Origin of the sequence: Streptomyces cadmiisoli, from assembly GCF_003261055.1 — a bacterium.
Taxonomy (GTDB): Bacteria; Actinomycetota; Actinomycetes; order Streptomycetales; family Streptomycetaceae; genus Streptomyces; species Streptomyces cadmiisoli.
In genome coordinates this window covers 2,725,446-2,745,490 of record NZ_CP030073.1, presented here as the reverse complement: position 1 = coordinate 2,745,490, position 20,045 = coordinate 2,725,446, and the positions used below count along the sequence as shown (strand labels likewise).

The 20,045-nt window shown below is 70.0% G+C and carries 14 protein-coding genes; 10 read left to right on the top strand and 4 right to left on the bottom strand.

Translation table 11 applies throughout. The features are described 5' to 3' along the window. Positions 1-93 precede the first annotated feature (93 nt). Positions 94-2,988, top strand: a complete 2,895-nt coding sequence (locus DN051_RS11475; protein ID WP_053761388.1) for a vitamin B12-dependent ribonucleotide reductase — start codon at positions 94-96, stop codon at positions 2,986-2,988. Positions 2,989-3,241: 253 nt separating this feature from the next. On the opposite strand, the gene DN051_RS11470 is transcribed toward DN051_RS11475, so the two are convergent. Continuing rightward, positions 3,242-3,775, bottom strand: a complete 534-nt coding sequence (locus DN051_RS11470; protein WP_053761389.1) for a TerD family protein — start codon at positions 3,773-3,775, stop codon at positions 3,242-3,244. 150 nt (positions 3,776-3,925) lie between these two features. Between DN051_RS11470 and DN051_RS11465 the strand changes: the two genes are divergently transcribed. The 3 genes from DN051_RS11465 to DN051_RS11455 all read left to right on the top strand — a co-directional run bounded on the left by DN051_RS11465 (position 3,926) and on the right by DN051_RS11455 (position 6,244). Further along, complete coding sequence (locus DN051_RS11465) at positions 3,926-4,531, top strand: YdbC family protein (RefSeq protein ID WP_053761390.1); 606 nt, start codon at positions 3,926-3,928, stop codon at positions 4,529-4,531. Positions 4,532-4,669: 138 nt separating this feature from the next. After that, positions 4,670-5,329, top strand: a complete 660-nt coding sequence (locus DN051_RS11460; protein ID WP_053761391.1) for a histidine phosphatase family protein — start codon at positions 4,670-4,672, stop codon at positions 5,327-5,329. Between the two features lie 12 nt (positions 5,330-5,341). Beyond that, entirely contained in the window at positions 5,342-6,244 is a 903-nt protein-coding gene (locus DN051_RS11455; RefSeq protein ID WP_112438645.1) for an ADP-ribosylglycohydrolase family protein, read from the top strand. A 619-nt stretch (positions 6,245-6,863) separates the two neighbouring features. Here the strand turns inward: DN051_RS11455 and DN051_RS11450 are convergent. Next, positions 6,864-8,411: an MFS transporter gene (locus DN051_RS11450; protein ID WP_112438644.1), complete on the bottom strand. Its 1,548-nt coding sequence runs from the start codon at positions 8,409-8,411 to the stop codon at positions 6,864-6,866. 187 nt (positions 8,412-8,598) lie between these two features. Here DN051_RS11450 and DN051_RS11445 point away from each other — a divergent pair, with 187 nt between their 5' ends. The 3 genes from DN051_RS11445 to DN051_RS11435 all read left to right on the top strand — a co-directional run bounded on the left by DN051_RS11445 (position 8,599) and on the right by DN051_RS11435 (position 10,710). Beyond that, complete coding sequence (locus DN051_RS11445) at positions 8,599-9,222, top strand: TetR/AcrR family transcriptional regulator (RefSeq protein ID WP_053761394.1); 624 nt, start codon at positions 8,599-8,601, stop codon at positions 9,220-9,222. Between the two features lie 82 nt (positions 9,223-9,304). Further along, on the top strand, positions 9,305-10,006 hold the full coding sequence (locus DN051_RS11440) for a ribonuclease HII (RefSeq protein WP_053761395.1): 702 nt from the start codon (positions 9,305-9,307) through the stop codon (positions 10,004-10,006). Positions 10,007-10,074: 68 nt separating this feature from the next. Beyond that, a complete protein-coding gene (locus tag DN051_RS11435) occupies positions 10,075-10,710 on the top strand; it encodes a hypothetical protein (RefSeq protein WP_079001411.1) in 636 nt (211 codons plus the stop codon). Positions 10,711-11,103: 393 nt separating this feature from the next. Here DN051_RS11435 and DN051_RS11430 read toward each other — a convergent pair whose 3' ends face one another. Together DN051_RS11430 and DN051_RS11425 are read right to left on the bottom strand one after the other, a co-directional pair. Further along, positions 11,104-11,739 (bottom strand): hypothetical protein, encoded by a 636-nt coding sequence (locus DN051_RS11430; RefSeq protein ID WP_053761397.1) that lies wholly within the window; start codon positions 11,737-11,739, stop codon positions 11,104-11,106. Between the two features lie 246 nt (positions 11,740-11,985). Continuing rightward, complete coding sequence (locus DN051_RS11425) at positions 11,986-14,151, bottom strand: RecQ family ATP-dependent DNA helicase (RefSeq protein ID WP_112438643.1); 2,166 nt, start codon at positions 14,149-14,151, stop codon at positions 11,986-11,988. 219 nt (positions 14,152-14,370) lie between these two features. Here DN051_RS11425 and DN051_RS11420 point away from each other — a divergent pair, with 219 nt between their 5' ends. The 3 genes from DN051_RS11420 to DN051_RS11410 all read left to right on the top strand — a co-directional run bounded on the left by DN051_RS11420 (position 14,371) and on the right by DN051_RS11410 (position 19,957). Next, positions 14,371-16,053 (top strand): DUF4192 domain-containing protein, encoded by a 1,683-nt coding sequence (locus tag DN051_RS11420; protein WP_079001413.1) that lies wholly within the window; start codon positions 14,371-14,373, stop codon positions 16,051-16,053. Positions 16,054-16,983: 930 nt separating this feature from the next. After that, positions 16,984-18,903 (top strand): glycogen debranching N-terminal domain-containing protein, encoded by a 1,920-nt coding sequence (locus tag DN051_RS11415; protein ID WP_112438642.1) that lies wholly within the window; start codon positions 16,984-16,986, stop codon positions 18,901-18,903. Positions 18,904-19,198: 295 nt separating this feature from the next. Continuing rightward, positions 19,199-19,957: an NUDIX hydrolase gene (locus DN051_RS11410; RefSeq protein ID WP_053761406.1), complete on the top strand. Its 759-nt coding sequence runs from the start codon at positions 19,199-19,201 to the stop codon at positions 19,955-19,957. Positions 19,958-20,045: the final 88 nt, after the last annotated feature.

The following is a 20,045-nucleotide window of genomic DNA, read 5'->3' as shown; positions in this document are numbered from 1 at the left end:
GTGGCATCGAGATGCCCCGCGACACAAGACAGAACACCGTGTCTCGGAACATCGGGGCACTTCAGGGCGTTTTAGCCCGTAGAGGGAGGCGGCATGACAGAGACGGCGAGCGGTCCGGCACGAGGTTCCCGAGCCAAGGGCGCCAAGGCCACCACCAAGGGCCTGCGTATCGAGCGCATCCACACCACCCCCGGCGTACACCCGTACGACGAGGTGAACTGGGAGCGCCGTGACGTCGTCATGACCAACTGGCGCGACGGCTCGGTCAATTTCGAGCAGCGTGGCGTCGAGTTCCCCGACTTCTGGTCGGTGAACGCGGTCAACATCGTCACCAGCAAGTACTTCCGGGGCGCCGTCGGTACCCCGCAGCGCGAGACCGGCCTCAAGCAGCTGATCGACCGCATCGTGAAGACGTACCGGAAAGCCGGCGAGGACTACAAGTACTTCACCTCGCCCGCCGACGCCGAGATTTTCGAGCACGAGCTCGCGTATGCCCTCCTGCACCAGATCTTCAGCTTCAACAGCCCTGTCTGGTTCAACGTCGGCACGCCTCAGCCGCAGCAGGTCTCCGCCTGCTTCATCCTGTCCGTCGACGACTCCATGGAGTCGATCCTCGACTGGTACAAGGAAGAGGGAATGATCTTCAAGGGCGGCTCCGGTGCCGGCCTGAACCTCTCCCGCATCCGCTCCTCCAAGGAACTGCTGTCCTCCGGCGGCAACGCCTCCGGTCCCGTCTCCTTCATGCGCGGCGCCGACGCCTCCGCGGGAACGATCAAGTCCGGTGGCGCCACCCGCCGCGCGGCCAAGATGGTCATCCTCGACGTCGACCACCCCGACATCGAGGATTTCATCGAGACCAAGGTCAAGGAAGAGGAGAAGATCCGCGCCCTGCGCGACGCGGGCTTCGACATGGACCTGGGCGGCGACGACATCACGTCCGTCCAGTACCAGAACGCCAACAACTCGGTCCGCGTGAACGACGAGTTCATGAAGGCCGTCGAGCAGGGCGGCAAGTTCGGCCTCCGCGCGCGGATGACCGGCGAGGTCATCGAGGATGTCGACGCCAAGGCCCTGTTCCGGAAGATGGCCGAGGCCGCCTGGGCCTGCGCCGACCCGGGAATCCAGTACGACGACACGATCAACCACTGGCACACGTGCCCGGAGTCCGGCCGTATCAACGGCTCGAACCCGTGCAGCGAGTACATGCACCTGGACAACACGTCCTGCAACCTCGCCTCGCTGAACCTGATGAAGTTCCTGAAGGACGACGGCAAGGGCAACCAGTCCTTCGAGGCCGACCGCTTCGCCAAGGTCGTCGAGCTCGTCATCACCGCGATGGACATCTCCATCTGCTTCGCGGACTTCCCGACCCAGAAGATCGGCGAGAACACGCGCGCGTACCGCCAGCTCGGCATCGGCTACGCCAACCTCGGCGCCCTGCTGATGGCGACCGGCCACGCGTACGACTCCGACGGCGGCCGTGCCCTGGCCGGTGCCGTCACCTCGCTGATGACCGGCACGGCCTACCGCCGCTCCGCCGAACTGGCCGCGGTCGTCGGCGCGTACGACGGCTACGCCCGCAACGCGGACGCCCACAACCGCGTCATGAAGCAGCACTCCGACGCCAACGGCCTGGCCGTCCGCATGGACGACCTGGACACGCCGATCTGGGCCGCCGCCACGGAGGCCTGGCAGGACGTGCTGCGCCTCGGCGAGAAGAACGGTTTCCGTAACGCGCAGGCGTCCGTCATCGCCCCGACCGGCACCATCGGCCTGGCCATGTCCTGCGACACGACCGGCCTGGAGCCGGACCTCGCGCTGGTCAAGTTCAAGAAGCTGGTCGGCGGCGGCTCGATGCAGATCGTCAACGGCACCGTCCCGCAGGCCCTGCGCCGCCTGGGCTACCAGGAGGAGCAGATCGAGGCGATCGTCGCCCACATCGCCGACCACGGCAATGTGATCGACGCCCCCGGTCTCAAGCACGAGCACTACGAGGTGTTCGACTGCGCGATGGGCGAGCGGGCCATCTCCCCGATGGGCCACGTCCGCATGATGGCCGCGATCCAGCCGTGGATCTCCGGCGCCTTGTCCAAGACGGTCAACATGCCGGAGTCGGCGACCGTCGAAGAGGTCGAGGAGATCTACTTCGAGGCCTGGAAGATGGGCATCAAGGCCCTCGCCATCTACCGCGACAACTGCAAGGTCGGCCAGCCGCTCTCCGCGAAGAAGAAGGAGCCGGCGGAGAAGGCTGTTACGCAGACCGCCGCGGAGGCCAAGGTCGAGAAGGTGGTCGAGTACCGCCCCGTCCGCAAGCGCCTTCCCAAGGGCCGTCCCGGCATCACGACGTCCTTCACCGTCGGCGGCGCCGAGGGCTACATGACCGCCAATTCCTACCCGGACGACGGGCTCGGTGAGGTCTTCCTGAAGATGTCGAAGCAGGGCTCGACGCTCGCCGGCATGATGGACGCCTTCTCCATCGCCGTCTCGGTGGGCCTCCAGTACGGCGTGCCGCTGGAGACGTACGTCTCGAAGTTCACGAACATGCGCTTCGAGCCGGCCGGCATGACGGACGACCCGGACGTGCGGATGGCGCAGTCGATCGTCGACTACATCTTCCGCCGGCTGGCGCTGGACTTCCTGCCCTTCGAGACCCGCTCGGCGCTCGGCATCCACTCCGCCGAGGAGCGCCAGCGTCATCTCGAGACCGGTTCGTACGAGCCGCTGGACGAGGACGTCGACGTCGAGGGCCTGGCCCAGTCGGCGCCGCGCACCCAGGAGCTCAAGGCGGTCGCCACGCCGAAGGCCGAGGTCGAGGTGGCCAAGCCGGCGCCGGCCCCGAGGGAGGCCCACACCAGCGCCGAACTGGTGGAGATGCAGCTGGGCATCCAGGCCGACGCCCCCCTGTGCTTCTCCTGCGGTACGAAGATGCAGCGGGCCGGCTCCTGCTACATCTGCGAGGGTTGCGGTTCGACGAGCGGCTGCAGCTGATCGCTGAACACGGTCGGCGTCATCGCGGCACCTGACGTGTCGCCGGTACGCCGCTGACCGGCTTCCGGTGGAGGGGACCAGCCCATGGTTGGTCCCCTCCACCGCGTTCGCGGCCGCCGGCTCTCATGCTTCGGCGTGACGTTCCTGCATCCTGCGCGGGGATCGACAGATACGTGTCCTCGCGTGCGATCCCGGCGAGGGCACCGGGTCTGTGCCCGGCGTCCCCCGCCTTCGCACGGGCGGATGAAGAGGGTCAGGGCTTGCGGGGCGCGCCCATCGTCCGAGTGAACGTGGCGGGGTCGTCCTCGAAGCCGTGCACCCCGGGGTGGAATTCCCACGCGCCCGACCCGTCGCGCACGAACTCGCCTACCGTCGCGGCGGTGGACCCGAGGTGCTCGCCGAAGTCGTCCGTGGCCAGGTCGGTGTAGCCCTCGCGGATCCGCAGGACCGGGTTGATCACGCTGACGAAGGTCCGCTGCTCCGGGCGCTGCTGGATGACGACGCCGACCACCACGCGCGCGTACCGCGCGTTGAGCCGCGTCAGCTCGAGCGTGAGGACCTCGTCCCAGCCGAAGCCCTTGCCGTCCTTGCTGTCGCGGTTCAGATAGATGGTGCCGTCGGGGGAGCGGCTGTCGAAGTGCACGACGTAGTCGGGCCGGCCGTGCGGATCGCTCGCCAGGTAGGTGGCGGCGACTATGTCCATGTCGCTGGGAGGCTGACCCGCTGGACTCGGATCCCACTTCAGCGCGATCTCGACCTTGCGGATGCCTTTGCTGATTCCGTTCATCAGTCGTCCCCCTTCCCCGAGTGCCCGCTGCCCGAACTGGCGGGTGGGCAAAGCCGGTTGTCCATCCTGCCACGCGCGTGGGGCCACGCAGGAGCGTCCTCTCCGCCAGACAGTGACCGGCGCCACGCTCCGTGGCCTTACGATGGCGCGGTGCTGGTCAAGTGGATTCGCTGCACCGTGGTGGACCGCCGCGGCTTCGAGCGCGGGCAGCGAAAGTGGGCGGGGCTTCTGGGGGAGCCGGGGTTCAGGGGACAGGGCGGGGGCTGGAGCCGGGGGCGACCTTCCGTGGCCCACATTTTCTCGTTCTGGGAAAGCCGTGCCTTCTACGACTCGTTCATGGCCCGCTCCCACGACCGGCTCGCGGTGGCCCAGTCCGGCACGTTCAAGGACGCGCAGGTCCGGCTGTTCGACTACCGCTTCGACGTGAAGACCGGTTTCGAGCCGCGCTTCACGGACGCCGACCTGATCCGTGTGGCGCTATGTCGGGTCCACGAGGAACGTGTCGACAACTTCACCTTGATGCAGGAGAAGGTCTGGAACCCCGCGATGGCCGGCTCGCCCGGAATGATCCGCGGACTGTTCGCCGAGGCACCCGGGCACGAGTACATGGTCCTGTCGATGTGGCGCTCCGCCGCCGAACACGGCAAGTACCGCACCGAGCGCGTGGAACGCCTCGCTCTGCGTGCCCAGACGGAGGCCGACGTCGCGGCGCTCACCGGCGCCATCGTCGAGCTCGAGTCCACTTGGACGGTATGACTTTCCGAATGCCTGTTTGATTTCCGATCCCAGGAATCGTGCGCTGCATGTGGCTCACGGTGCGAAAACTGTGTGACCTACGCCGTACAGGGCCCGTACGAGTGCTCGATACGCCGCCACCCGATCTAGGGTTTCGGCATGGCACGACCACGGCGCATCGTCCTTGTCCGGCACGGCGAGTCAACCGGCAATGTCGACGACTCCGTGTACGAGCGTGAACCCGACCACGCGCTGGCCCTGACCGAGCGGGGCTGGCGGCAGGCGGAGAACACCGGCAAACAGGTACGGGAGATCTTCGGGCGGGAACGCGTCAGCGTCTACGTCTCCCCCTACCGGCGCACCCACGAGACCCTCCAGGCCTTCCACCTCGACCCCGATCTCATACGGGTACGGGAGGAGCCCAGGCTGCGCGAACAGGACTGGGGCAACTGGCAGGACTGCGACGACGTACGGCTTCAGAAGGCCTACCGCGACACGTACGGGCACTTCTTCTACCGTTTCGCGCAGGGCGAGAGCGGCGCCGACGTCTACGACCGGGTGGGCGGCTTCCTGGAGAGCCTCTTCCGCAGCTTCGAGGCGCCCGACCACCCTCCGAACGTACTGCTGGTGACGCACGGCCTGGCCATGCGGCTGTTCTGCATGCGCTGGTTCCACTGGACCGTCGCGGACTTCGAGTCACTGTCCAATCCCGGGAACGGCGAGATGCGGATGCTCGTTCTGGGGGACGACGGAAAGTACGTGCTGGACCGGCCGTTCGAGCGCTGGCGAGATCCGGAGCCGTACGGGATCACCGGATAGAGTGGCAGGGCGATGACTGACTCCTCTCCCGACGGGCGCCTCGACCGCGCCCTGGGCAGCTTGCGCGGACTTACCGTGGGGGACGCGCTGGGCTCCCAGTTCTTCGTACCGGTGAACTACCCCCTCCTCATGCGTCGCGAGCTGCCGTCCGGTTCCTGGCAGTGGACGGACGACACGGAAATGGCCTGCTCCGTGGTTGCCGTGCTTGCCGCTCATCGGCGTATCGACCAGGACGCTCTGGCCCGCTCCTTCGCGGAGCACCACGACTTCGACCGGGGGTACGGTCCCGCGGTCAACCGGCTTCTGCGCCTCGTACGCGAGGGCGGCGACTGGCGCGAACTGGCCGCCGAGTTGTTCAAAGGGCAGGGGTCCTGGGGCAACGGTGCCGCGATGCGCATCGCCCCGCTCGGCGCCTGGTACGCCGACGACCCGGAGCAGGCCACACACCAGGCCGAGATCTCCGCCTACCCGACGCATCAGCACCGGGAGGCCGTGGTGGGTGCCATGGCCGTCGCGGCCGCCGCGGCGCGGGCCGCCGCTCCGGGCGGCCCGCCCAGTGCCGAGTCACTGCTGGACGACGTCGTCGCCCTCATCCCGAAGAGTGCCGTCGGCGCGGGTCTACGGCGTGCCCGGGACATGCTGGACTACGGCGACGCGGCCACCGTTGCCGCCGTCCTGGGCTGCGGACGGCGTACGTCCGCCCATGACACCGTGCCGTTCGCCCTCTGGTCGGCGGCGCGCTCCCTCGGTGACTACGAGACGGCGTTCTGGACGACCGCACAGGTCGGCGGTGATGTGGACACGAACTGCGCCATCGTCGGCGGCGTGATCGCCGCGGGGAAGGCGGGAGCGCCTCCCGCGGAGTGGGTGGGGCGCACGGAGTCCCTGCCCGACTGGGTCACGCCCGCATCCTGACGCGGTCGGCCCGAGTCCTCGGGGCCCTCAGCAGGACGGGTGCTCCAGGGCGCTGGCCGGCCCGGTACGTCGGCGGTCGCGGGTAGGCCGCGCGGTCGGCCTCTCGCGCCAGGCTGGGTGCTGCGGGTTGCTAGCCGGTCATGCACCCGGGGTCGCGGGCAGGGTTCTGTCCATGGTGCCCGTGGTGCGGACGGGGCCGGCCCCGGGGAAGAGATTCGAAACTCTCCGTGCACGCGGGGAACTCTCAGTGATTGCCCGCCGTTGTTCCGGCAGTTGCTGTGCGCGGAGTGCACGGCGGGACACATGTGCAGCGGAGGGCGTGGTGGTCGTGTCGCTGTGGCTGATGCTGTCTCTGGCGTCGGCGCCGGTGCTCCTGCTGGGGGCCGCGCTCGCGGCTGCTCGGCGTCTCCAGCTGCCGTTCCGGGTGAATGGCGGCGGCTCGGTGTCGAGGCCGTGGGGTGATGCGCGGGTGGTGCTGCCCTCGGAGTCGGGTACGAGCGACGGGTGGCCGGCGGTGAGCCGGGCCCTGCGCTCGGTGGGCCGGACCGGCGGTCGCGGATGCACCCCCGTGGCGCCCGTCGACCACCCGCCGGATCCGGCCCGTGACGGTCCTCTCCGCTCAGCCGCCCACGGGGCCCGCCGTGCCGGCCAGCGACTCCAGATCGCTCTTGCGGACCCGGATGACCCACCACGCCGTGGCCACGGCGAGCACGGCCATGGCGGCGGCCGGTATGAAGGCCGTCGATATGCCGTGGGAGAGAACTTCGTGCCCCCATGGGGCGGGCAGCTGGTGCGTCTGCGCGAACTCCGCCTTCTGTTCGGCCGACGCCTCGGCGAGGAAGTGCGGCATCTGGTTCTCCGCCTCGTTCGCGCTGGCCGTGCCGAACACGGTGGTGAGGATGGACAGACCCAGCGAACCGCCCACCTGCTGGGTGGCATTCAGGAGGCCGGAGGCCGCACCCGCCTCGTGCTGGGCGACACCGGAGACCGCGGTCACCGTCGCAGTCACGAAGTTCAGGCCCATGCCGAAGCCGAAGATCAGCATCGGTCCGAGCACTCCACCCAGGTAGGAGCTGTCGGGGCTGATGAAGGTCTGCCAGCCGAGCCCGATCACCACGGCGATGGACCCCACGACCATGAACGGCTTGGGTCCGAGCACGGGCAGGAAGCGCTGCGACAGACCGGCGCCGACGACGATCGCGACGGTGACGGGAAGGAAGGCAAGGCCGGCCTTGATCGGGCTGTAGCCCAACACGTTCTGCACGAACAGGACGATGTAGAAGAACATGCCGAACATCGCCGCCGCCAGGCTCAGCATGATCACGTACGTGCCCCAGCGGTTCCGTTCGGCGAACATCCTCAGCGGGGTTATCGGTTCCTTCGCCCGCATCTCGATGAGGACGAAGGCCACCAGCAGCACCAGTGCGGTGCCGAAGGATGCCAGGGCCAGGCCGTCCCGCCAGCCTTCCTCCGCCGCGCGGATGAAGCCGTACACCAGAGATGCCATGCCGACGGTCGAGGTCAGTGCGCCGGCTATGTCGAAGCGCCCGGGGTGCCGTTCGGACTCGCTGATGTACAGCGGGGTGAGCACGGCGATCAGTACGCCGATCGGCACGTTGACGAAGAGCACCCAGCGCCAGTCGAGCCACTCCGTGAGCATGCCGCCGGCGAGCAGGCCGATGGCGCCGCCGCCGGCGGACACGGCGGCGAAGACACCGAAGGCGCGATTGCGCTCCGGCCCCTCGGCGAACGTGGTCGTGATCAGGGCCAGCGAGGTCGGCGAGGCGATCGCGCCGCCCACACCCTGAAGGGCTCGCGCGGCCAGCAACTGCCAGGGCTCCTGGGCTATTCCGCCCAGGAGAGAGGCGAAGGTGAACACCAGGATGCCGGCCATGAACACCCGGCGGCGTCCGAGGATGTCACCGGCCCGGGCACCGAGCAGCAGCAGACCGCCGAAGGTCAGGGTGTAGGCGCTGACCACCCAGGTGAGGTCCGTCGTGCTGAACGCGAGCGTGTTCTGAATGTGCGGGAGGGCGATGTTCACAATCGTCGCGTCGAGGACCACCATGAGCTGGCAGGCCGCGATGACGGTGAGAGCGATGCCGGGATGCCCTTGTCGGCGGGCGGCACCCGGTTTCCGGTCTTTGAGCAATGGAGAGGTCGTCACTATGGGTCCCCCACGAAAGGCTTAGTGAACGCTAGCGTTCACTGTGACGCCCAACGGTAGTGAGTCCCCGCTAGTGAACGCAAGCGTTCACTTAAGTCGTCAGTAGCGTCGTGTCGCTTCCCGTCGATGCGGCGTCGCTCGTCCCCATATCCCGCATCCCCGCTTACCTGTTCGCTGGAGAACTCGGATGGTTACTTCGCGCTGGACGGCCGCCTCCGCTCGGGCGGCCGCTCCCCGTCGGCGCGGCGCTGTGCTCGAACGCGCGATTCTGGACGCCGCGCTGGAGCAGCTCGGTACGGTCGGATGGAACGGCCTCACGATGGAGGGCGTGGCCGCCGGTGCCCAGACCGGCAAGGCCGCGGTCTACCGCCGCTGGCCGTCCAAGGAGGATCTGGTCGTGGACGCCCTCCAGGCCGGACTGCCGCGTATGGAGACCGCTCCCGACCTGGGAAGCGTGCGCGAGGATCTGGTGGCACTGTGCCGTCAGGCCCGTGACGCCATGTTTTCAAGACCGGGCTCGGCCTTGCGTTCAGTCATTCACGAATGCGACAGCATTCAAGCCGAGCGCTTGCATGACGTGATCATCGGCGGTGTCGTGGAGCCGACGATCAGGTTGCTCCGCGAAGTGATAGACCGCGGAATCGAGCGGGGAGAGGTTCGATCCGACGCGGCGAACGGCTACGTCTGCGACGCCATGCCGGCGATGATGATGTACCGCACAAAGGTGTGCGGGAGCGAATGGAGCGATGCGGAGATCGATGAGATGGTCGACCGCTTCATGGTTCCGCTGCTCCGGCCGACCCGCGACTGAAACGGCGCAGTTCGGCTGCCGGCGCGTTTCAGGAGAACCGGGGTGTCGCGTGCGGTTGAGGGCGGCGTAATCTAAGGGCGCCATGCCGTACGAACCGCCTACTCACACCGTCGAGCGCTCCCTTCGCGCCACGACCGGAGCGAAGACAATTGCCGGTGTCGACGAGGTGGGGCGCGGCGCTTGGGCCGGTCCCGTCACGGTCTGCGCCGCGGTCACCGGACTGCGCCGCCCGCCCGTGGGCCTCACCGACTCCAAACTGCTCACGGTCAAGCGACGCACGCGACTCGCAGAGGAACTGCGGGGCTGGGTGACGTCGTACGCCCTCGGGCACGCCTCCCCGGAGGAGATCGACGATTTCGGGATGACGGCGGCGCTGCGGCTCGCGGCAGTGCGTGCCTTGGAAGGGCTGCCGGTTCAGCCCGACGCGGTGATCCTCGACGGCAAGCACGACTACCTCGGAGCGCCGTGGCAGGTCCGCACGGTGATCAAGGGCGATCAGTCGTGTGTGGCCGTCGCCGCGGCCTCGGTGATCGCCAAGGTTCAGCGCGACAAAATGATGGCCGAACTGGGTATCGAACATGCAGACTTCGGTTTTGCGGACAACGCCGGGTATCCGTCACCCGTGCACAAGGCCGCACTGGCGGAGCGGGGCCCCACCCCTTACCACCGGATGACGTGGGCGTATCTTGATGCGCTGCCCCAGTGGCGGCATCTCAAGAAGGCCCGCACCTGGGCGGACGGGAGCGTTCCGGAGATCGACGGTCAGCTCGGCTTCGATTTCTGACGGTCCCGATCGCACGTATGTGCCACCCACCGGCGCGAGCCGTACCTACGTTTGATAGATATCAACTCATGCCTCTCATCCCCGAGGAGCCTCAGATTCACGAGAGTGCCCAGGGTCCCCGCGCCACGCCGGCCAGTGGCCGTACCGCGCCGACCCCTCGTCCCGTACCCGGCCCCCGCCCCGCGGCTCCGTCGCGTCCTGGTCGTCCCGGCCCTCTCCGGCCCGCGTCGCCGGGGCAACGTACGCCTCACGGGGGCGCGACCAAGCCCGGACCCGCGGGTCCGGCCGTCCACACCACGCCCGCCTCGAGTTCGGCGACCCCGCAGATCCAGCTGATCCCGGCTTCGGCCGAGGGGGCGCTCGACGCCGCCGAGGAGGCCGTGGACCTGCTCCTGGAGTCCGGCCGCGCCCCCAGCGACGTGCTGGTGATCACCACGGGTGAACCGCACCCGTGGGCCGCCCATGAGCTGTCCTTCGGTGAGGCGTCCTACTGGGCGCAGCACGACGCTCGCGACGACGTCTTCTACGCGGACGCCGCCGTGGTCGAGCGTGCCGCGTCGCGTCCCGTGGTCGTCGTCGCCGTCAACGGCGGTGCCGAAGCCGTGTCCACCGTCCTGTCGCTGGCCCTGAGCCGGACCGGCACCCTGCTGATCGTCTGCGGCGACCCGCAGCAGATCAACTCGGTGCTCGGCGCGGGCGTCTGAGCCGGTCCCGGTAGGTCCCGGGACCGCGGGTCGGCGAGCAGCCTCCCGACGGGATCCGCACAGCGGACACTTCGGCATGTCCCGATGTCCGGGCGTGCGGGTTCGACCCGACGGTCTGGGCGCGCTGTGACGCCGGACGGGGCCTGAGTCATCGGTCGGCGCCACCTCACCGGGACGGGGATGTGAGTCGTCGGCTGGCGCCGCCGCCCCGGGCGGTGCCGGGAGGGTCGTAGCCGCGCGCGATTGCTCAAGCACGACTCGTGGCCGGGGCGGCTTGGTTCGTCTTGCTCGGGTGTGCGGCGTTGCAGCGGTTCACATCTGTCTGCGTCGCAGGTTGCCTCGGCCTGCGTCACGCGCCGTCGTCCGGCGACTGCGATGGCCGGGACCGTGAGTTCAGCGGGCCGCGGCGCGACGCAGGACCTCGGAAGCGGCGCCGCCGGTACGCGGAGGCGGTGGCGGCGCCTCGGACGTGGCGAAGGGTTCGGGGGCCGAGACGGAGCTGGGGCGGCGCCCGCCACGGCCTTCGCCGAGGACCTGCCAGCCGTCACGCGTGAGTGTGACGTACGCGCCACAGCGCAGTCCGTGGAGCGTGCAGGCGTCACGCAGGCCCCACATCCATGCTCCGTCCTCCTCCGTCCAACGGGCATCGCCCTCACGGCAGTAGAGAAGCACCGCGGTGCGCACGGGAGTGCGTCGACGCAGATCGTGCGGGATGACTCGACGCAGTTGGGCGAGCAGGATGTTGCGGAACATCCAGCCGTCGGCGGCGGCCGCGCGCCTGCTGAAGGAGGCGCTGGCCCGGAGTCGTTCGTCGGGATCGAGCACGGCCACGATCGCGGTCTCGGGCCCGGGGCGGTGTCGCGCGTGCAGGCCGCTCACGACCTCGCGGGGATTGCGCAGCAGCGGGATGCCGGCGGCCGCCCACTCCGCGGGTTCGAGCAGACGTGTCGCGGGGTTGGAGGATGCGGCGGACAGGTTGGTGGACGTCGACGTGGATGCCGCGGAGGACGGAGCGAATCCGAAGGTCACGATCCTCCCTTCGGCTACGCGCCCACACGGAGGGCGGGGTGTCGGGTTCGGGGGAGCGCGCACCACAGCAGAGCCCAACCGGGACACGAATGAGCCGTGCGGGAGCGGAACTCAATTCTTCCTGTCGAACTGGGATGCGGCAACGAGCAATTGGGGCCGCCGACCCTTAATGAACGGTCTGTGGCTTATATCCGTACCCGGCGGGGCCTTGAGTGAAGCCTGGGTGTACTGGGCACGTACTCCTGGTCAACCCTGGATGCCCAGAACCAGTGGAAGCACCTCCTCCGCCCCGGCGCGACGCAGCATGCGGGCCACCACAGCGAGGGTCCAGCCGGTCTCCGTGAAGTCGTCCACGAGCAGCACGGGACCCCCGGCCTCGGCCAGCGCCGCGGCGAGCGCGGGCGGAACGGTCAGCGCCCCGTCGAGTGCCTTGAGGCGTTGGGCGCTGTTGCTTCGCGGAACCGGCGGCGAGTCGACCGCGTAGTCCACCGAGCCCAGCAGTGGCAGCCGGCCGATCTCCGCGATGCGGGCGCCCAGAGACGCGATCAGTGCCGGGCGAGTGCGTGAGGCGACGGTGACCACGCCGACGGGACGCGCGGGGGCGTCCGCCGCCCCTGACGCCCAGCCGCCGGGCCCCTTGGCCCAGTCGGCCAGTACACCCACCACGGCGTTCGCCACCTCGTCCGGCACAGGGCCGTCGGGTGCCTGCGAGGCGAGCATCGGCCGCAGCCGGTTGCCCCATCCGATGTCCGAAAGCCGCCCCAGCGCACGCCCTGACGTGGCCTGCTCACCGGCCGGGATACGTCCCTTGAGGTCGATGCCGATGGCCGGCAGGCCGGTCGGCCACATGCGGCGGGGTTCCACCTCGACGCCCGCCCGTGCCAGGTCGACCCGCGCGGCGTCCAGCGCCACCGTCGACGTGTCCACCGCGAACCGAGCCCCCGCGCAGTTGTCACAGCGTCCGCAGGGCTTGGCCCCCTCGTCGTCGAGCTGGCGTTGCAGGAACTCCATGCGGCAGCCCGATGTCGCCGCGTACTCGCGCATCGCCTGCTGCTCGGTCCTGCGCTGCCGGGCCACCCAGTCGTAGCGCTCCGCCTCGTACGTCCACGGCTGACCCGTGGCGACCCAGCCGCCCTTGACGCGCCGTACCGCTCCGTCCACGTCGAGCACCTTGAGCATGGTCTCCAGCCGGGAGCGGCGCAGTTCGACGAGAGGCTCCAGGGCGGGCAGCGACACCGGCCGGTCCGCGCGCGTGAGCACGTCCAGGGTGCGGCGCACCAGTTCTTCGGACGGGAACGCGAGGGAGGCGAAGTACTCCCAGATCGCCTCGTCCTCCTTGCCGGGCAGGAGAAGGACCTCCGCGTGCTCCACGCCGCGGCCCGCGCGGCCCACCTGCTGGTAGTAGGCGATCGGGGAGGACGGCGAGCCGAGGTGCACCACGAAGCCGAGATCGGGTTTGTCGAAGCCCATTCCGAGGGCGGAGGTCGCGACCAGCGCCTTCACCTTGTTGCCGAGCAGGTCGTCCTCGGCCTGCTGGCGGTCGGCGTTCTCCGTCTTCCCGGTGTACGAGGAGACGGTGTGCCCGCGGTGGCGCAGGAACGCGGTGACCTCCTCGGCGGCGGCCACGGTGAGCGTGTAGATGATTCCCGAGCCCGGCAGCTCGTCGAGGTGATCGGCGAGCCAGGCCATACGGTGTGCCGCGTCCGGCAGCTGCAGCACGCCCAGGCTCAGACTGTCGCGGTCCAACGGGCCGCGCAGCACCAGCGCGTCCGACGTGCCGCCCGTGCCGAGTTGCTCGGCGACGTCCGCCGTCACGCGCGCGTTGGCGGTGGCCGTGGTGGCGAGCACCGGCACACCTTGCGGCAGGTCGGTCAGCATGGTCCGCAGCCGGCGGTAGTCGGGGCGGAAGTCGTGACCCCAGTCGGAGATGCAGTGCGCCTCGTCCACGACGAGGAGGCCGGTCGCGGCGGCGAGTTCGGGCAGGACCTGGTCCCGGAAGTCCGGGTTGTTGAGCCGTTCAGGGCTGACGAGCAGGACGTCGACCTCACCGGCGGTGATCTCCGCCTGAACGGCATCCCATTCCTCGGTGTTGGAGGAATTGATGGTCCGCGCGTGGATACCGGCTCGGGCGGCGGCGTCGACCTGGTTGCGCATCAGCGCGAGAAGCGGCGAGACGATCACTGTGGGGCCGCTGCCGCGGGCGCGCAGCAATGAGGTCGCCACGAAGTAGACCGCGGACTTGCCCCACCCCGTGCGCTGCACCACCAGGGCCCGGCGCCGCTCGGCCACGAGCGCCTCGATCGCCCGCCACTGGTCCTCGCGCAGCCTGGCAGTGCCCGTGGGGTCCCCGACGAGCCGGGCGAGGACCGTATCGGCCTCCGCCCGGAGATCCGCGTTGCTCGTGTGCTCCATGCGTTCCATACAACAGGACGGCACTGACATCGGGCGGGTCCGTCCAGACATCGGGAGGGTGTCTGCGTGGGAGGGCTGGATCTGTTGTCGGCTAGGTGACGTGTCCCAAGGCGAGTCGTATCCCGGCGTGGGTGGTGCCGTTACGCATCGTGACGTGTCCCTGATCGGACTTATCCACAGGCCCAAGCGGAACTTCAACATCCGCGAGATCGTCGGCGCATGACGAACCACGGCGAAACGACTGGACCCTTCGAGGACGACGACGTCAGGCGGTCGGAGGGAGGACACAGGCCCAGGGGGCATGAGCGGTACGGAGGAGGCGAAGGACAGGAGAGTCACGGTGCAGGTGAAAGGCGTGACGACGACGCAACGTGTGCGCGGCGTATCAGCAGCGGCGACCGCATTCCGTTCGACGGAGCGGACGGCGCGCACAACGTCACCCTCCGCACGCCGGCCGAGCTGGCCGACGCCCTGCCTTACCTGCTCGGATACCGTCCCGAGGACAGCATCGTGCTCGTCACGCTGCACGACCGCGGCGGGCGCGGCAGGTTCGGCGGTCGGGCGCGGCTCGGTATTCCCAGGAACCCGGACGACTGGCTGCCCGTGGCCGCACAACTGGCGCACGGCCTGGTGACGGGTAGCGCACGCCGGGGAAACAAGCCCGAACAGATGGTGGCCTACCTCTGCCAGGAGCCGGGCAAGGGTGAAACCGGACGGCAGGTCATGGAGCGGCTCCGCCCGCTGGCTCAGAACCTGCGCGTGGAATGCGGCCTTCTCGACGTGCCGGTGATCGAGGCTTTGTGCATCTCGGACGGTCGCTTCTGGTCGTACTGCTGCGGGAATGAGCGCTGCTGCCCGGCCGAGGGCCTGCCGATGGGCCTGCCCGGTACGTCCGTGCTGGCCGCCGCGGCGACTTACGCGGGTATTCAGGTCCGCGGCACCCTGCGTGAGCTGCGCGCCAGGCTCCTGCCGTGGGAAACGGCGGCGGTCCTGGAACAGGAGTCGGCCCTGGACGCCGGCAGTGTGGCTCTCGTCCCCAGGATGCTGGACGAATCCAGTCGCCCGGCCGTTGGTGAGGAGACCCTGCGAGGGTCTGAAGAGGCCATGCTCCGTCTCGCCGCCGCCGCTCCCGTGTCCGGCGCGCTCATGGCAGACCTGCGCGATGACGAACTGATCGGGAACGACGAGGCCGCGAGGCTGATCCTCGGACTTCAGGACCGCACCACTCGTGATCGGGCGGCCGAGTGGATGGAGGGCGACGAGGCCGGTCCCGCACTGCGGCTCTGGCGTGCCCTGGCCCGCCGCTGCGTCGGCCCTTACGGCGAACACGCGGCGGCGCCACTCACCCTCGCGGGTTGGGTCGCGTGGTCGACCGGGGACGACTTGGAGGCACGCGAGGCACTCGCCATGGCTTTGGGCGCCGACCCCGACTATCTGTTCGCCCGCCTCCTGCACCAGGCCATCAACGAAGGACTGGATCCGGAGTCGATCCGTCGTTGCCTGCGTACGGAACGCGAGAACAGCGGCCACTGGCGCCCCGGAGTGGAGCAAACCGATGGCGTGCAGGACAGCTGTTCCACGGAGTCGCGTGGTGTCGACGGGGGCGAGCCGATGCGAACACAGGCAGCGGTGATGCCGCCGCGGCAAAATCGCCCGGCCCGCGCGTCAGCTGATGCGGCCCATACCGATTCCGGTTCGCCCGAGGCCGCGGCACCTGAGGCAGCAGGGGACGGGACGTCGCCCGCGCTGCCGCGCACGAGGCGGAGGCGCAATACGGGTCCCGGCGTCGGAAGGAGCGGTGGTACGCGCCCGCGTACGAGCGGGAAGGCCGCGTTGCGGCGTCGCGGCGCCCACCGCGGGGGCGTGGCGCCCGGCGGCAGTGCTGCGCCGGGGGACATGTGAGCGCTGGCTGGGGGCTGCTGGGTGTCGTCGGGTTGCCGGGGTGTCGGTCGGCCGGGTGACCGGTCGATGGATTGCCCGGTCCACGGGGGTTGGAGGTCGGTGGTTGTGGGGGTGGCTCGTGGGGAGCTCTGGGATCGGTGGTTGTGGTGGCCGGGCTGGCTCGTCGGGGTGCTCTGGGGGGTGAGAGCTGCGATCGCCCGGCTGGCTCGCAGGGGCGCTTTGCGGTCACGGGCCGTGGTCGAACGGACCACCCGTGACGACACTGAATGCTCCCGATTCGGCGAAGGGCCGGCAGTGCTGCCGGGGCAAGGGCGTGACCCGGAGGAGCCCGGTGCCGTTCACCTGACTGGCGGAACGTCCGAACCGCCTGCACCGGAGTACCGCCGTGCCCTTTCGCCGCCCCGCCGTTGTCCCCGACCACGCCCGAGGCGCACCGAGCGCAGAGGAAGTCGCCCTATGTACCAGCCGACTCCGCCCTCCGCCGACGACCGCTCCGTCAGCGGCCGATCCGCCACACGTCCCGGACCGGGCAGCGGCCCGCCACCACGCACCGACGGGATCGGGCACCGTGAGACGACGGTGCACGACTCGGCATCGCCCCGACTGAACGCGGACGGTGGGGCACCACCCTGGCTGAAGGCCGAGACCGGGGCTTCGACCCAGCTCAAGGTCGCGAGTGGAGTGCCGCACCGCTCCACAGCGCGCGGCCCCGCGTCGCCCCAGGCACCCGCCGCCACACCGCTTTGGACGACATCCCCTGGTGCGCCGGCCCCGCACCCCTCTGGCCAGCGCCCGCAGCAACTGTTGTCCGCGAGTCGGCCACGCCGAAGGCCCTCCGATCCCTTCCCGGCCGCCCCACCGTCGACCCGGCACTTCCCGGCCACACCGTCACCACAGCGCCCGGGAGAGTTGCCGGCCACCCACGAAGTCATGATCTGCGTGGCGCTTCCCGGCCTTGTCGTCTCGTCGAAACATGGGCAGTTGACCGGCCAGGGGCTGGAAGGCTTCTACCGCGCCGGCCGCCGACTGCTCTCGCGCTGCCAGGTCCGTGTGGCCTCACGTGAACCGCTCGCCGTCCAGGCGCGAATGCACGGCGCCGACCGGGCCCGATTCGTGGGGACCCTGCGCATCTCTCCCAGCCCCGGGCCGGACCCGGACGTCATCGTCGAGCGCACCCGGCACGCGGACGGAACGGAACGGATCACGCTGAACAACGCGACGTCCCGGCCCCTGCGCGTGCCGGTCGAGGTCGCCCTGGGCACGGACCTGGCGCCGCTAGGTGTGATCGCCTCGGGCGTCACCGGACCGGAGGTTTCCGCCAGCGTCCATGACTGCGGCCTGCGCTGGTCGTCTCCTGCCGGGACCTCGTACGTGACGGCTGACCCACCGCCCGCCGACGCACTCGCCTCCGCGGGGCTTCTGCGCTGGGAGCTGGACCTGCCCCCGGGGGGTGCCGCGAGCGTGGAACTCCGGGTGCGCCTGGACGGGGCGGGCCCCGTTCGGGCGGTGGGCCGCGCGGCCACGAGCCCGCTCGCCGTGGCCCGCGCAACGGGCGACGACCCCGGGGTCGAGGCGCTCCTGCGGACCAGCATCGACGACCTTCAGGGTCTGCTGTTGCGAGATCCCGCGCATCCGACCGATACGCATCTCGCGGCCGGAGCGCCGTGGCGCTGTGGTCTTGCCCCCGCCGAGGCCCTTGCCGCGGCCCGAATGGCGCTGCCACTCGGCACCCGCCTTGCCATGGGTACGTTGCGCACGCTCGCCCGTGCGCAACGGACGACCTCCGACAAGCAGCGCGGCATGATTCCCGGGCCGCGCCGGGACGCCGGTGGACACCTGCCACCGGGGTGCACCGGCACCGAGGCCACCCTGTTCTTCCCCACGCTGCTCGCGGAGGCCCGACGGTGGGGACTGCCGGAGCGGGAAACAGAGGAACTGTTGCCCACGGCCGAGTGCTGCCTCACCTGGCTGCGCATCGTCGTCGGCGACGGCCCGTACCTGTGCGACCCGCAGCCCGGTGGTCCCGTCCGCTGCGAGACACAGGCCCACGCACACCGTGCGGCGCTGCTCGGCGCGGACCTGCTCGACGCCTACGGCAGGCCCGGCGGCGGCGAGCTCCGGGATTGGGCGCGAGCGCTGCGAGCGGCCTTCCGGGAGGACTTCTGGCTCGACGATCCCGGCGGCGGCAGACCCGCGGCAGCCCTCACGACGGACGGCCGCCCCGTGCCGTACATCGGGTCGGCCGCCGCTCACCTCCTCGACACCGGCCTGCTGGGCGGGGGAGAGCATGCGCAGGGGCTCCTCGACCGGGTACGGACGGAACAAGTGGCCCGGCTCCTCGGCAGCCCGGCGATGGATTCGGGCTGGGGGCTGCGCGGACTGGGACTCAAGGAAGCGGGTTACAACCCCTTCGCCCACCGCGGGGGTGCCGTGAGGGTCCAGGAGACCGCCGTCGCCGTCGCGGGACTGGCTGCCGCCGGGTACGAGAGGGAGGCCGGCTCGCTGCTGCGCGGCATTCTCGCGGCGGCCGAGGCTTTCGGGTATCGACTGCCCGAGATGTACGCCGGGGAGCAGCGGACCGACGGGAGCGCGCCACTTCCGCACCCTGCCGCCTCCCGTCCGGCCGCCACGGCCGCGGCCGCGGGTGTTCTGCTGCTCACCACTCTCGTCGGCATCCGACCGGACGTCCCGGCGGGCACGGTCACCCTGCGGCCCGTGCGCAGCGCGCCCCTCGGTGAGGTCGGGCTGACGGGACTCCGGGTGGCGGGCGCGCCGTTCTCCGCGAGAGTCAGCCGCCTCGGCCTCGCCATGGTCGAGGAAGCGGCCGGTGGGCTTCAGTTGGGGGTGTGACGTCGTACTGACATCGGCCCTTGGACGCCCTCACACTGGTGATCTTGCTGCCAGGCAGTTTCTGGTGCGAGCGGTCGTCACCCGGCGCACGTCGGAAGGCCGAACCGTGCCCCCGCATCCGGTCCTGGCGCCGGGCGCCTCCTGTATGTCGGTTCGGACGGTGACCTCGGAGGATGCCTCGGCGCCGAGGGCCTGAACCGGTGCAGGGGACTCCTGCCACGAGGATCCGGACCAGCCGTCGAAGCGGCTGGAGAAGGGAGTGTTTATCGTCAGGCAGACGACTATGATCGCGGACATGCCCTACGACCCGTCAGCGTTTCCGCCCTTTGCCGTGACCGTGGACCTGGTCGTGCTGACCGTGCGCCGCCACTCCCTGTGTGCGCTGGCGGTGCGCAGGGGTGAGCCGCCCTTCCAGGGGCGCTGGGCCCTCCCCGGCGGCTTCGTGCGGGCCGACGAGGATCTGTCGCAGGCGGCCGCACGCGAGCTGGCCGAGGAGACCGGGCTGTGCGTCCATGATCCGTCCGTGCCCGCCCAGGACAACGGTGCCCATCTGGAACAGCTCGCGACGTACGGGGACCCCAAGCGGGACCCGCGGATGCGCGTGGTCAGCGTCGCGCACCTCGCGCTGGCTCCCGACCTGCCCGCACCGCGTGCGGGCGGCGACGCGAGCAACGCGCGCTGGGCCCCGGTCGAGGAACTGCTTGAGCAGGGCGGCTACGGCCGGGACGGTGAGCCCCTGGCCCCGCTCGCCTTCGACCACGCGCAGATCCTGGCGGACGGGGTAGAGCGCGCCCGTTCCAAGATCGAGTACTCGTCGCTGGCCACGGCATTCTGTCCGTCGGAGTTCACCGTCGGCGAGCTGCGTCGGGTTTACGAGGCGGTGTGGGGCGTGGCACTCGACCCGCGCAATTTCCATCGCAAGGTGACGGGGACGCCCGGCTTCCTCGTCCCGACCGGCGGTACGACGACCCGTCAGGGCGGGCGTCCGGCCCAGCTGTTCCGCGCCGGCGGTGCCACGCTGCTCAACCCTCCGATGCTGCGGCCCGAGGTCTGACAGAGGGCTTCCGCCCACCACGCCAGGATTCGAGTGCGGACTCGACAGGCGAACACGGGTCCGAGGTGTCCGATCCGGCTTGTGAATC